The following is a 13,606-nucleotide window of genomic DNA, read 5'->3' as shown; positions in this document are numbered from 1 at the left end:
ACCACAATGAACGTCACATTCTCTGTTTACAGATACAACCCGGATGTTGATAACGTCCCACATATGAAGGAATATCGTCTTGATATTCCTGAAGGTTCCGACATGATGGTGCTCGACGCACTGATCCAGCTCAAGGAGCTGGATCCCACGCTCTCCTTCCGCCGCTCCTGCCGCGAAGGGGTCTGTGGATCGGACGGTCTCAACATGAATGGCAAGAACGGTCTTGCCTGCATCACCCCGCTCTCCGATCTCTTGAAGAAGGGCAACAAGGTCGTCATCCGACCCCTGCCTGGTCTGCCAGTGATCCGCGATCTGGTGATCGACATGACCCAGTTCTACACCCAGTGGGAGAAGGTCAAGCCCTTCCTCATCAACGATGAAAAACTGCCGCCCGTGCGTGAGCACCTGCAATCCCCCGAAGAGCGCGCCAAGCTGGATGGCCTGTACGAGTGTATTCTCTGTGCCTGCTGCTCCACCTCTTGCCCCTCCTTCTGGTGGAACCCGGACAAGTTCATCGGCCCGGCCGGGCTGCTCGCCGCCTACCGCTGGCTGGCGGACAGCCGCGACACCGCGGCTACCGAACGACTGGGCAACCTGGATGACGCCTTCAGCGTGTTCCGCTGCCACGGCATCATGAACTGCGTGAACGTCTGTCCCAAGGGCTTGAACCCGACCAAGGCCATCGGTCAGATCAAGTCGATGTTGCTCAACCGGGCTGTTTGATACCAGGGCCTGAGGCGCCTTGCGCCGGGCCCGACCTCTGGATAGCCATCCCGTCCCGGGATGGCTATGACCCTACAAGCTGCGCTGCAGTGAACAAGATGTACAAGGGATAGAAATGCATAACGGCGTGATGAAGGCCTGGTTGGAGTCATCTCACCTGGCTGGTGCGAATGCAAGCTACATTGAGGATTTGTACGAATCCTTCCTGGAAAACCCCGACTCCGTGGCCGAAGAGTGGCGCAGCCTGTTTAGCGAGCTGCCCCAGGTCAATGGCCATGCAGTCGAACAACCCCACTCCCAGGTTCGCGACTATTTCCGCCGCCTGGCCAAGGATCCCTCCCGTTACAGCGCCCCGGTCTCCGATCCCCAGGTGGATGCCAAGCAGGTGCGCGTACTGCAGCTGATCAACGCCTTCCGTTTCCGTGGTCACCAGAATGCCAATCTGGATCCGCTGGGCCTGTGGCAGCGTGAAACCGTTGCCGAGCTCGACCCGGCCTTTCACAACCTGCAGGGCGCAGACATGGAGGCCACCTTCAACGTGGGCTCCTACGCCATCGGTCGCGAGACCATGGTGCTCTCCGATCTCTACGCCTCGCTGAAGAAGACCTACTGCAGCAGCATAGGTGCAGACTACATGCACATCACCTCCACCGAGGAGAAGCGCTGGCTGCAAGACCGTCTTGAATCCATCGAAGGGAAGGGGACCTATACCCTCGAAGAGAAGACCCGCTTCCTCGAGAGCCTGACCGCCGCCGAAGGGCTGGAAAAATACCTGGGGGCCAAGTTCCCGGGGGCCAAGCGTTTCTCCCTGGAAGGGGGCGATGCCATGGTGCCCATGCTCAAAGAGCTTATCCGCCGCGCCGGTGAGCAGGGCTGCAAGGAGGCCGTCATCGGCATGGCCCACCGCGGTCGCCTGAACGTGCTGATCAACGTGCTGGGCAAGCGCGCCCAGGACCTGTTCGACGAGTTCGCCGGCAAGCACGGGGAATCCTGGGGCACAGGGGATGTGAAGTACCACATGGGCTTCTCCTCCGACTTCGCCACCCCGGGCGGCAACGTCCACCTGGCGCTCGCCTTCAACCCGTCCCACCTCGAAATCGTCAACCCCGTGGTCATCGGCTCCGTGCGTGCCCGTATGGACCGCCGTGGTGACAAGGATGGCTCCAGCGTCCTGCCCATCACCATCCACGGTGACTCCGCCATCGCGGGGCAGGGGGTGGTGGCCGAGACTTTCAACATGTCCCTGACCCGTGCCTACGGCGTCGGCGGCACTGTGCGCATCGTCATCAACAACCAGGTTGGTTTCACCACCTCCTATCAACGTGACCTGCGCTCCACCGAATACTGTACCGACATCGCCAAGGCGGTGCAGGCGCCTGTGCTGCACGTCAACGGGGATGACCCGGAAGCCGTGGTGCTGGTGACCCAGATTGCGCTGGATTATCGCAACACCTTCAAGCGCGACGTGGTGATCGAGCTGGTCTGCTACCGTCGTCACGGTCACAACGAGGCGGACGAGCCGAGCGCGACCCAGCCCCTGATGTACCAGAAGATCAAGCAGCACCCGACGCCGCGCAAGATCTACGCCGATCAGCTGATTGGCGAAGGCACCATCACCCCCGAGCTGGCCACTACCCTGGTCAACGACTACCGCGATACCCTGGATCGGGGCGAGCGGGTGAGCAAGGAGTGGCGTCCCATGGAGCTGCACTCCGTGGACTGGACCCCTTATCTCGGTCACGACTGGGCCATGAGCTACGACAGCACAGTGCCCATGGATCACCTCAAGTCCCTCGGCGAGCGCATCAGCCAGTACCCGGCCACCCATGTGCTGCAACGCCAGGTCGAGAAGATCTACGAAGATCGCCGCCTGATGGCCGCTGGCGAGAAGCTGGTGGACTGGGGCTTTGCCGAGACCCTGGCCTACGCCACCCTGGTGGACAAGGGCGCGCGCATCCGCTTCACCGGGGAAGACTCCGGCCGTGGCACCTTCTTCCACCGCCACGCCGTGCTGCACAACCAGAGCGATGCGAGCACCTACACCCCGCTGTGCAACCTGCACGACGAGCAAGGTCCGTTCGAGATCTACGACTCGGTGCTGACCGAAAACGCGGTACTGGCGTTCGAATATGGCTACGCCAGTGCCGAGCCGGCCGGTCTGACCATCTGGGAAGCCCAGTTCGGCGACTTCGCCAACTGCGCCCAGGTGGTGGTGGATCAGTTCCTCTCCTCCGGCGAGCAGAAGTGGGGCCGGATGTGCGGTCTGACCATGCTGCTGCCCCACGGCTATGAGGGGCAGGGCCCTGAGCACTCCTCCGCCCGTCTGGAGCGCTATCTGCAGATGTGTGCCCAGCACAACATGCAGGTGTGCGTGCCCTCCACCCCGGCCCAGGTGTTCCACATGCTGCGCCGTCAGGTGGTGCGCCCGATGCGCCGTCCGCTCATCGTGATGACGCCCAAGTCCTTGCTTCGCCACCCGCTGGCGGTGAGCAAGCTCGACGAGCTGGCGGAAGGTACCTTCCAGAACGCCATCGGCGAGATCGACGCGCTGGATCCGAAAGCGGTCAAGCGGGTGGTCTTCTGCTCCGGCAAGGTCTACTACGACCTGCTCGATGCCCGTCGCAAGGCCGAGCAGCAGGATGTAGCCCTGGTGCGGATCGAGCAGCTCTACCCCTTCCCGGAAGAGGAAGTGCGCGCCATCCTGGCCGATTATGCCCACGTCACCGATTTCGTCTGGTGTCAGGAAGAGCCGCAGAACCAGGGCGCCTGGTACAGCACCCGTCATCACTATGACAGCGTGCTGCCAAGCCATGCCCGTCTGCGTTACGCCGGTCGCCCGGCCTCGGCCTCACCGGCCGTCGGTTACATGTCTGTCCACGCCAAGCAGCAGAAAGCCCTGGTGGAAGACGCGCTGACCCTGGAATAAACGAGTTGCGAAGGGGAGGGGGCTCTGTGCAGCCGACCCTCTCCGTCTCTGGAACAAGCCTGCTGGCCAAGAAGTAACAAGGAACTGATTACATGACTATCGAGATCAAGGTACCGGACCTGCCGGAATCAGTGGCGGACGCCACCATCGCCACCTGGCACAAGAAACCGGGCGACCTGGTTGCCCGTGACGAAGTACTGGTTGACATCGAAACCGATAAAGTCGTGCTGGAAGTGCCCGCGCCGGAAGCCGGCGTGCTGGGTGACATCCTGCAACTGGAAGGCGCGACCGTGCTCTCCCGCCAGCTGATCGCCATTCTCAAGGCGGCCCCTGTGGCCGGTGAAGAGACCAAGGAGAAGCCGGTGGAAGTGGCTGCCGATGACGCCGCCGATGGCCTGAGCCCCTCCGTGCGCCGCCTGGTGGCCGAGCACGACATCGACGTGGCCAAGCTGACCGGCACCGGCAAGGGCGGTCGCGTCACCAAGGAAGACGTGGATGCCTTCATCAAGAACCTGGGCAAGCCGGCAGCCCCCGCCGCCGTGGCCGCCGCACCGGTTGCGCCCATAGCCCCCCTGGCCGGTCGCACCGAGAAGCGGGTGCCCATGACCCGTCTGCGCAAGCGCATCGCCGAGCGTCTGCTGGAGGCCAAGAACACCACCGCCATGCTGACCACCTTCAATGAGATCAACATGGCGCCCATCATGAAGCTGCGCAAGCAGTACGGCGAGATCTTCGAGAAGAAGCACGGCATCAAGCTCGGCTTCATGTCCTTCTACGTGAAGGCCGTGGTCGAATCCTTGAAGCGCTACCCGGAAGTGAACGCGGCGCTGGACGGCGATGACGTGGTATACCACAACTACTTCGACGTCAGCATCGCCGTCTCCACCCCCCGTGGTCTGGTGACCCCTGTGCTGCGTGACTGCGACAACATGAGCCTCGCCGACATCGAGAAGGCCATCAAGGATCTGGCGGGCAAGGGCCGTGACGGCAAGCTGACCGTGGACGAACTGACCGGCGGCAACTTCACCATCACCAACGGCGGCGTGTTTGGCTCCCTGATGTCCACCCCCATCATCAACCCGCCCCAGAGCGCCATTCTGGGCATGCACAAGATCCAGGACCGCCCCATGGCCGTCGACGGCAAGGTCGAGATCCTGCCGATGATGTACCTGGCGCTCTCCTACGATCACCGCATCATCGACGGCCGCGAGTCCGTGGGCTTCCTGGTCTCCATCAAGGAGCTGCTGGAAGACCCGACCCGTCTGCTGCTGGATGTCTGAGCAAGAGTGACTGAAAGATAACGAGGGGCCGCCCAGGCCCCCATTCACAGGGGATTGAGAAACACGAGCCCCGGACGGAAATACCTACAACACGGATAGAGCATCTATGAATCTGCATGAATATCAGGCAAAACAGCTGTTTGCCGAGTATGGCCTGCCGGTCTCCGAAGGTTATGCCTGCGCTACCCCGCAGGAAGCGGCCGAAGCGGCCGACAAGATTGGCGGCAATACCTGGGTCGTCAAGTGCCAGGTCCACGCCGGTGGCCGTGGCAAGGCGGGCGGCGTCAAGCTGGCCAAGAGCAAGGACGAGATCCGTGCCTTCGCCCAGAACTGGCTCGGCAAGAACCTGGTCACCTATCAGACTGACGCCAACGGTCAGCCGGTCACCAAGATCCTGGTAGAGTCCTGCACCGACATCGCCAAGGAGCTGTACCTGGGCGCCGTGGTCGATCGTGGCAGCCGCCGCGTGGTCTTCATGGCCTCCACCGAAGGTGGCGTGGACATCGAGAAGATCGCCCACGAAACCCCGGAACTCATTCACAAGGCGGCCATCGATCCCCTGGTGGGCCCGCAGGCCTATCAGGCCCGTGAGCTGGCCTTCAAGCTGGGTCTGGTCGGCGATCAGATCAAGCAGTTCACCAAGATCTTCATGGGTCTGGGCCAGATGTTCCTGGACTGCGACTTCGCCCTGCTGGAGATCAACCCCCTGGTCATCACCGACAAGGGCAACCTGCATTGCCTGGACGGCAAGATCAACATCGACGCCAACGCCCTGTATCGTCAGCCCAAGCTGCGCCAGATGCACGATCCCTCCCAGGATGACCCCCGCGAAGCGCACGCCGCCCAGTGGGAGCTGAACTATGTGGCGCTCGATGGCAACATCGGCTGCATGGTCAACGGCGCGGGCCTGGCCATGGGTACCATGGACATCGTCAACCTGCACGGCGGCTCACCGGCCAACTTCCTGGACGTCGGCGGCGGCGCCACCAAGGAGCGCGTGACCGAGGCCTTCAAGATCATCCTCTCCGACAGCAAGGTACAAGCCGTGCTGGTCAACATCTTCGGCGGCATAGTGCGCTGCGACATGATCGCGGAAGGCATTATCGGTGCGGTCAAGGAAGTGGGGGTCAAGGTGCCCGTGGTAGTGCGTCTGGAAGGCAACAATGCCGAACTGGGTGCCCGTAAACTGGCCGACAGCGGCCTCAATATCATCGCCGCAACGAGTCTGACTGACGCAGCTCAGCAAGTGGTAAAAGCAGCGGAGGCCAAATAATGAGCGTTCTGATCAACAAAGACACCAAGGTGATCTGCCAGGGCTTCACCGGCGGTCAGGGTACCTTCCACTCCGAACAGGCCATTGCCTACGGTACCCAGATGGTCGGCGGCGTCTCCCCGGGCAAGGGTGGCACCACTCACCTGGGCCTGCCGGTGTTCAACACAGTCCGTGACGCCGTGGAAGCCACCGGCGCCACCGCCTCCGTCATCTATGTGCCGGCCCCGTTCTGCAAGGACGCCATCCTGGAAGCCATCGACGCCGGCATCAAGCTCATCGTCACCATCACCGAAGGCATCCCCACCCTGGACATGCTGCAGGTCAAGGTGAAGCTGCAGGAAACCGGCGTGCGCATGATTGGGCCGAACTGCCCGGGCGTCATCACTCCGGGTGAGTGCAAGATCGGCATCATGCCGGGTCACATCCACAAGCCGGGCAAGGTGGGCATCGTCTCCCGCTCCGGCACCCTGACCTACGAAGCGGTCAAGCAGACCACGGACGAGGGCTTCGGCCAGTCCACCTGCGTCGGCATCGGTGGCGACCCCATTCCGGGCTCCAACTTCATCGACATCCTGGAGATGTTCCAGAACGATCCCAAGACCGAAGCCATCGTGATGATCGGCGAGATCGGCGGCAGCGCCGAGGAAGAGGCCGCGGCCTACATCAAGGCCCACGTCACCAAGCCGGTGGTCTCCTACATCGCGGGTGTCACCGCCCCGGCTGGCAAGCGCATGGGTCATGCGGGCGCCATCATCGCCGGTGGTAAAGGCACTGCGGCCGAGAAATTTGCCGCCCTGGAAGATGCCGGCGTGAAAACCGTGCGCTCCCTGGCCGATATCGGCAAAGCCCTGCGTGAAGTGACCGGCTGGTAAGTTCTTTAGCCTGTTATCTCTAATTGAAAATGCCGCCCGAGGGCGGCATTTTTATTGCTATAGGTTTTCAAAAGACAATCTAATAATGGATTGAATATACAAATTTACATAGTTAATTTATTTTTGCACGATAGATGATAAATCATTTTAAAAGTATAAAAAGGAGTTCATGTGGATAGGAAGTTAATCATTTTCGGTAATGGGTTAGGTATGGCTATAGATCCAATTCATTTTTCATTACAATCCGCTCTTGAAGAAACTTGGAATCAAAATGGCTTTTTAACTCCAGAGTCTAAGACATTAATAGAGCGAGCCATCGGTCGTGTAGGGGCCCCTTCAGGTGAACATGAATTGGATAGCCTCCACCAAGCCGTCACCTATTGTAAAGCGCTGGATAGGATAGGTAATGGAGATGTTCATTGGTTAAATAAATATGGTCAGGAATTCCCTGGAGTTACCGCAATATACATGCATAGAGTGGCTACCAGGTTGCATAACTACGATGGTTTTCTACCACCTAGGTTTGAGCATTATTTAATTGAGTTTATTAAGGATACATGCTCGCATGTTGCAACTTTGAACTATGATAAATTGCTTTATAGTGCCTTTATAGATAATGGAATTTTTAATGGTTATGATGGATATCTTGTAGATGGAATGTTAGACCGAGGATTTTCAGCCGGAGCTTTGGAAAGGAAGCATAATAATGATTTTGGGTATTACTTGCATCTTCACGGATCTCCATTATTTGTTAATCGCAATCGAAATATAGTGAAGTTACCTCGTGGTGATTTGTCTCTTAATTGTTCAGAGGCAAGTGAACATATCGTTCTAACTCATGTTAAACACAAGCCATCGGTTATTGCTGCGTCTGATGTGCTATCTGCTTATTGGGACTATTTACGCTTTGCGTTATCTGAAGTTGAAGAAATTATACTGTTTGGTTACTCTGGTTTAGACAATCACCTGAACTCACTACTACGCCCTTACTTAAACGTAACAACTCTGAGAGTTGTTGAGTGGAGTGGCGCAGGCGAACAAATTGATCGCGAATCTTATTGGCGGAGAATTTTTGGAAAAAACGTAACTGTAGTTAGATTGAATAATATTACTAATTTTACGCAATGGTAAAATATCCCATAAAACAGATTTTTCTTGGCCCGTAGGTTCGATAAACCGCAGGAATAGGTTGCCAATGCCCCCTCCGTTCGGGTCAAAGGGTCAGGTTGAATGCGCATTAAACCAAGGCCATTGGCCTTGCACAGTGTTCCTCGCTGTCAGGTCTGACAATCACGCCGCGTCATAAAAATGCCGGCTCAGGGGTCGGCATTTCGCTGGTAAAGGCGCTGGGCTGGCGGCATCTCCGCTTCGCTCGTAGTTGATAGCCTGTCTCACCGCCTGAGCCTTATTGAATTGGGTAAATCGGTCTTGCTGTAAAAGACGATGTGAGTAACGCGGGGATCGTAGATCTGTTCCAGAATATCGACCTAGAGTTCATAGGCGAAACCGCCACCAACCTTGAAAAAGCGGGCCATAGCGCGTATAACCACGCGCTTGTCAGTGTATTGAGCGAGCCTACCTTTATGCAGCAGAGTGAACCCGTGCAGAGCGCCCCCTTTTGGCAGGTAAAAAGCCTGCAACAGATGACCATGACGGAGTGGGAGTCCCTGTGCGACGGCTGCGGCAAGTGCTGCCTGAACAAGCTCATTGACGAGGACACCGAGGAGCTGGTGTTCACCAACGTGGCCTGCAACCTGCTCAATACCAAGACCTGCCAGTGCTCCGACTACGGCAACCGCTTTAAAAAAGAGCCGGACTGCTTGCAGATCACCTACGACAAGATTGCCGAGTTCGACTGGCTGCCATCGAGCTGTGCCTACCGCCTGCTGGCGGAGGGGCAGAGCCTGCCAGAGTGGCATCCCCTTATCACCGGCAGCCGCAGCGCCATGCACCAGGCCGGTCAGTCGGTGCGCGGCAAGGTGGTGCACGAGGCCCATGCTGGCGACTGGATAGATCACATCATCACCTGGGCCAGCTAACGCCAGACCCGTTTTATCCGGGCCAGCCGCGAGCCGTACCAACAGCGAAGGGGCAGGGGAGTCATACTCTCCTGCCCCTTCTGCGTTGTGGCGTAAGGGGTGAGGCTTATTTGTCAGCCTTGCCCGCCGCATCGGCAAGTTTGGCCAGCTGTCTGTCATACCAGGCCACCGGGCGACCTTCATCTTCCGCCTTCTCCTTGCGCCGGATGGCGTTGCGCACCGCCATGGCCCCCAGCCAGCGCAAGGGCTCGGGCGGGAAATAGCCGCGCGGGCCGCTCACCAGGGCGCATTCGCGCCACGGCTTGTCCTCCTCCCGCACCTCGTCTCTCACCAGGGCCGCCAGGATCTGGCCGCCCATCCAGCTCTGGGCCACCCCGTTGCCGGAATAGCCGAGGCCATAGACAACGTTGGGCTGCGCTCGCCAGTGGCCGAAGAAGGGGAGGCCATCGACCGAGCGATCGGAGGCGCCGCACCAGCTGGCGGCGATGGGCACATCCTGGAGCGCCGGAAAGAAGCGGCGCAGGGTGCGGGTGAGGGGGGCGAGATAGCGGCTGGGGGCATCGAACTCGGCGAGATGGCGGTTGGCGAAGGAGAAGATGTTGCCCCCCTTGCCCAGCATCAGCCGCCCCTGTGGGGTGGATCTGTAGTAGTGCACGAAAGTGCGGCCATCCACCACGGAGCGGCCATGGGCGAGCTGCTGGGCGGCCAGCGCCTGGGATGCCGGCTCTGTGATCACCATATCGGAGGAGACCAGCACTATGCTGCGGCGAAACTCGCGAAAGTGCGCCGTCATGGCGCTGTTGAGGGCCAGCACCACCTTACGGGCACGCACCTCACCCTGGGGCGTCTGCACCCGTGCAGGCTGTCCCCCTTCGAGGCGTTGCATGGGGGAACCTTCGTAGACCTCGATCCCCAGTTCCCGCGCCACCCGCAGCAGGCCGCGCACCAACAGCGCCGGTTGCACCGAACCGGCGTGGGGGCTGTAGAGCCCCTCCAGAGGAACGTGGGAGCCGCTCTGGCTCGCCAGTTCACCCTCCTCAATCGCCTGCCACTGGTTAAGATTGGCTCGCTGTAGCGCCTGCAATACCGGCTCCATCAGGCCGCGCTGGGCCTCGCTGGTGGCGGTGTAGCAGGTGCCCTCGACCCTCAGCTCCGCCTCTATCTGATGCGCCTCGCAGAAGCGGGCGATCTCGTGCACCGCCTGCTCGGAGCCTTGCACCAGCCAGGCGGCCTGCTCCTCGCCAAACAGGCGCTTTAACGTCAGGTACTTGGCCGACCAGGTGAGCAGGCAGCCGCCATTGCGGCCCGAGGCGCCGCTGCCGCAGCGATCTTTCTCCAGCACCAGGATGCGTAAGGCAGGCTCGGCCTGTTTAAGGGCGATGGCGCTCCAGAGCCCGGTAAAGCCGCCGCCGACGATGCAGACATCCACCTCGTGCTGGCCTTGAAGAGGCGTTGGGGGAGCGGGCTGTTCGGCGGCGAGCGCCTCGGCCAGCCAGAAGGGGAGAGTGGACATGATGACTCCTCGACAAGGTTATGAGTGGCGCCAGCGCTGGGTGCGGGCCAGCAGGGCTCGGCTCAGGAAAAGCTGGACCAGCTTGACGGTGGCGGCGGCCAGCAGGATCAGGGTGGCCATGGCGGCGGCCGTGGCGGTATCGCCGGAATCTTCCATGTTCAGCACGGCGATGGAGGCGAGCACGCTGTCGCTCGAATAGAGGAAGATCACCGCCGAGGTGGTGGTCATGGCGTTGACGAACAGATAGATGAAGATCTCCAGCAGTGCCGGCAGGGAGGTGGGCAGGGTGACGCGCCAGAACGCCTTCCAGAGTGGAATGCGCAGGGAAATGGCCACCAGCTCCAGCTCCCTGGGCAACTGCTTGAGGCTGGTCACCGCCGTCATATGCCCCACTGTGTAGTAGTGGATGACGCAGGAGAGCACCATCAGTGGCAGGGTGCCATGAAGGCTGCCAAACAGGGGATTGCCGTTGAAAAAGAAGATGTAACCCAGCCCCAGCACCATGCCGGGCACCGCCAGCGACAGCATGGCGAGCAGGTGCAGGAGCTGGCGAAGCCATGGGAAGTGGCGCCCCTTCTCCTGCGCCCAGGCCAGCACCATGATAAGCACAGTGCCTGTGATGGCGGTATAGAGGCCCAGCTGCAGGGTGTTGGTAAAGGGCTGCCAGCCATAGACGCTGTTGCTGTCAAAGGCGTAGTGATCGAGCGTCAGCCCGAGGTTGTAGGGCCAGAATTGCACCAGGGAGCCGTAGACCGCCATGCCCACCAGCGCCAGAAACAGCAGGGCCCAGAGGGTACACCAGCCGAGCGCCAGCAGATCCCGCAGCCGATGGGGTTTTGGCTGATAGGGTACCGCCTTGGTGCTGCTCTGCTCCTGCATCTTGCTGCGCACCCTGTGCTCCAGGGCAAAGCTCAGCAGCGCCGGCAGCAGCAGGGTGACGCTGGCGACCGCCCCCAATGCGAAGTTCTGCATCCCGATCACCTGGCGGTAGATGTCGGTGGCCAGCACGCTGTACTGGCCACCAATCACCTTGGCCACCCCGAAGTCGCAGATGGTGAGGGTGAACACGGCGATGGCGGCGCTGAGCAGGCCATAGCGGGCGGTAGGCAGGGTGACGGTGACAAAGGTGCGCCAGCCGCTGCTGCCGAGCACCCGGGAGGCTTCATAGAGGCGGGCATCGCTCTGGCCGAGCGCCGTGATGAGGATCATCAGGGCGTGGGGAAAGCACCAGAAGCCAAGGCCGATGACGATGCCGATGGGGCCGTAGATGCTCTCGCCGCCGAGCAGTCCCTTGGCAACTCCCTGATTGCCAAACCAGTAGACCAGACTGATGGCGGGCAGCAGGGAGGGCATCAAGAGCGGGATCAGGCCAACGAGGCGAAACAGCCCCTTGCCCGGCATGCAGGTGCGGGTGAGGGCATAGGCGTAGCCGAAGGCGATGGTCACCACCAGGGTGGTGATCAGCACCCCGAGCCAGAGGGTGTTGCCGAGGGTGCGACCCAAATGGGGGGAGCCGAAGTAGGCGCTGAAGTTGGCAAGGCCCACCCAGAGGCCGTTCTCATCTTGCAGGCTCTTTTGCAGCATGGTGAGCAGCGGCAGCAGCAGGCCACCGGTGAGCAGGGCGATACCCAGCACAAGCAGCAGGAGTTGCAGCAGTTGATCCCGATTCCAGCCGGTGCAAGAGCGCCGCCAGAGGGGGGCGCGCTGCGGTTGCGACGGGGACAAGGGGGATGAGGTCGTGAGGGGGGAGTTCATGCGCCATCTCCTTCAAAGATCTGCATCGCCCCGGCGGGCCAGTGCAGGGAGCAGCGCATGCCGCTGCGCCAGCCCCCCTGTTCGTGGCGGGGCAGCTCGTGGGTCGGGCGCTCCACCAGAACTTGCTGGGGGCCCAGATAGGTGTCGGCGGTGCAGATGAGGCGCTGGGCGGCGCCGAGAAACTCCACCTGCTCTATGGTTGCTTCGACGCCATGTTGACCAAGATAAGGCTCATGGGAGGCGCCCAGGGTGATGGCCTCGGGGCGGATGGCCACCTGCAGCTTGCTGCCGGCGGCGGCGCGGTTGGCGAGGGTCAAAGGCTGTTCGTTGAGGCGCACCTGATTGGGGCCGAGCACCAGGGTCTCGAGGAAGTTCATGGTGCCGACGAAGCTTGCCACGAAGCGGCTCGCAGGCTGGTGGTAGATCTCCTGCGGGGTACCCACCTGCACTATGCGGCCACCCTCCATCACCACGATGCGATCGGCCATGGTCAGGGCCTCTTCCTGATCGTGGGTCACCATGATGGTGGTGATGCCAAGGCGCTGCTGCAGGGCGCGGATCTCGCTGCGAAGGTGGGTGCGCACCAGGGCATCCAGCGCGCTGAGGGGTTCGTCCAGCAGCAGCAGGCCGGGGGAGAGGGCGAGCGCCCGGGCCAGCGCCACCCGCTGCTGCTGGCCGCCGGAGATCTGGCTCGGGTATTTGTGGGACTGGGCATTGAGATCCACCAGCCCCAGCCAGTGATCGACCCGCTCCTTGATGGCTTCGCGCGCCAGCCCCTGATTCTCGAGGCCGAAGGCGATGTTCTGGGCCACCGTCAGGTTGGGGAAGAGGGCGTAGGACTGAAATACGATGCCAAAATCCCGCTGCTGGGGGGGCAGGCGGGAGATATTGCGCCCCCCCTGCCAGATCTCGCCGCTGTCTGGCAGATCCAGCCCGGCGATGGCTCTGAGCAAGGTGGTTTTGCCGCAGCCGGAGGGGCCGAGAAAGCAGATAAACTCCCCCGGCTCAATGGTCAGAGAGATCCCTTTGAGGGCCTGAAAAGCACCGAACTGCTTGTTGAGATGTTGAATGTCCAGGTAGGGCTGGGTCATGGTGCGACTCGCTACTGATTTGGTATATACCAGTTTGCCGGTGAAGTGTGACGGTCAGGTGATAAGGGGATGACAGCTCGATGACAGTCAGATGACGATGGGTCGCTGGCAGGTGGCTGTGCCGCGTACAGACG

General features: G+C 60.8%; 10 protein-coding genes. 7 read left to right on the top strand and 3 right to left on the bottom strand.

The window, feature by feature from the left end:
• Positions 1-6 precede the first annotated feature (6 nt).
• The 7 genes from AC1IN8_RS02275 (at position 7) to AC1IN8_RS02245 (ending at position 9,113) form a co-directional block, all read left to right on the top strand.
• Complete coding sequence (locus AC1IN8_RS02275; RefSeq protein WP_025326736.1) at positions 7-723, top strand: succinate dehydrogenase iron-sulfur subunit; 717 nt, start codon at positions 7-9, stop codon at positions 721-723.
• A 115-nt stretch (positions 724-838) separates the two neighbouring features.
• Entirely contained in the window at positions 839-3,649 is a 2,811-nt protein-coding gene (gene sucA / locus AC1IN8_RS02270; RefSeq protein WP_342058546.1) for a 2-oxoglutarate dehydrogenase E1 component, read from the top strand.
• 92 nt (positions 3,650-3,741) lie between these two features.
• Positions 3,742-4,929 (top strand): 2-oxoglutarate dehydrogenase complex dihydrolipoyllysine-residue succinyltransferase, encoded by a 1,188-nt coding sequence (odhB, locus tag AC1IN8_RS02265; protein WP_479757906.1) that lies wholly within the window; start codon positions 3,742-3,744, stop codon positions 4,927-4,929.
• A gap of 106 nt (positions 4,930-5,035) precedes the next feature.
• Positions 5,036-6,202, top strand: coding sequence for an ADP-forming succinate--CoA ligase subunit beta (gene sucC, locus AC1IN8_RS02260; RefSeq protein ID WP_106886993.1), 1,167 nt, complete (start codon positions 5,036-5,038; stop codon positions 6,200-6,202).
• The gene (sucD, locus tag AC1IN8_RS02255; protein WP_042649072.1) at positions 6,202-7,074 is read left to right on the top strand and encodes a succinate--CoA ligase subunit alpha; all 873 of its coding nucleotides are present in this window, start codon (positions 6,202-6,204) and stop codon (positions 7,072-7,074) included. The genes sucC and sucD overlap by 1 nt, the downstream gene beginning before the upstream one ends.
• Before the next feature lie 171 nt (positions 7,075-7,245).
• Complete coding sequence (locus AC1IN8_RS02250; protein WP_479757905.1) at positions 7,246-8,205, top strand: SIR2 family protein; 960 nt, start codon at positions 7,246-7,248, stop codon at positions 8,203-8,205.
• A 452-nt stretch (positions 8,206-8,657) separates the two neighbouring features.
• The gene (locus AC1IN8_RS02245) at positions 8,658-9,113 is read left to right on the top strand and encodes a YcgN family cysteine cluster protein (RefSeq protein WP_202045317.1); all 456 of its coding nucleotides are present in this window, start codon (positions 8,658-8,660) and stop codon (positions 9,111-9,113) included.
• Between the two features lie 106 nt (positions 9,114-9,219).
• Here AC1IN8_RS02245 and AC1IN8_RS02240 read toward each other — a convergent pair whose 3' ends face one another.
• The 3 genes from AC1IN8_RS02240 to AC1IN8_RS02230 are packed head-to-tail and all read right to left on the bottom strand — an operon-like array spanning position 9,220 to position 13,472.
• Positions 9,220-10,626 (bottom strand): FAD-dependent oxidoreductase, encoded by a 1,407-nt coding sequence (locus AC1IN8_RS02240; protein WP_479757904.1) that lies wholly within the window; start codon positions 10,624-10,626, stop codon positions 9,220-9,222.
• Positions 10,627-10,644: 18 nt separating this feature from the next.
• Positions 10,645-12,381 (bottom strand): putative 2-aminoethylphosphonate ABC transporter permease subunit, encoded by a 1,737-nt coding sequence (locus AC1IN8_RS02235; protein WP_479757903.1) that lies wholly within the window; start codon positions 12,379-12,381, stop codon positions 10,645-10,647.
• The gene (locus AC1IN8_RS02230) at positions 12,378-13,472 is read right to left on the bottom strand and encodes a putative 2-aminoethylphosphonate ABC transporter ATP-binding protein (RefSeq protein WP_479757902.1); all 1,095 of its coding nucleotides are present in this window, start codon (positions 13,470-13,472) and stop codon (positions 12,378-12,380) included. Before AC1IN8_RS02230 ends, AC1IN8_RS02235 begins: the two co-directional genes overlap by 4 nt.
• Positions 13,473-13,606 lie beyond the last annotated feature (134 nt).

Source organism: Aeromonas sp. 130281, from assembly GCF_056642115.1.
This window is presented reverse-complemented; position numbering and strand designations above follow the sequence as displayed.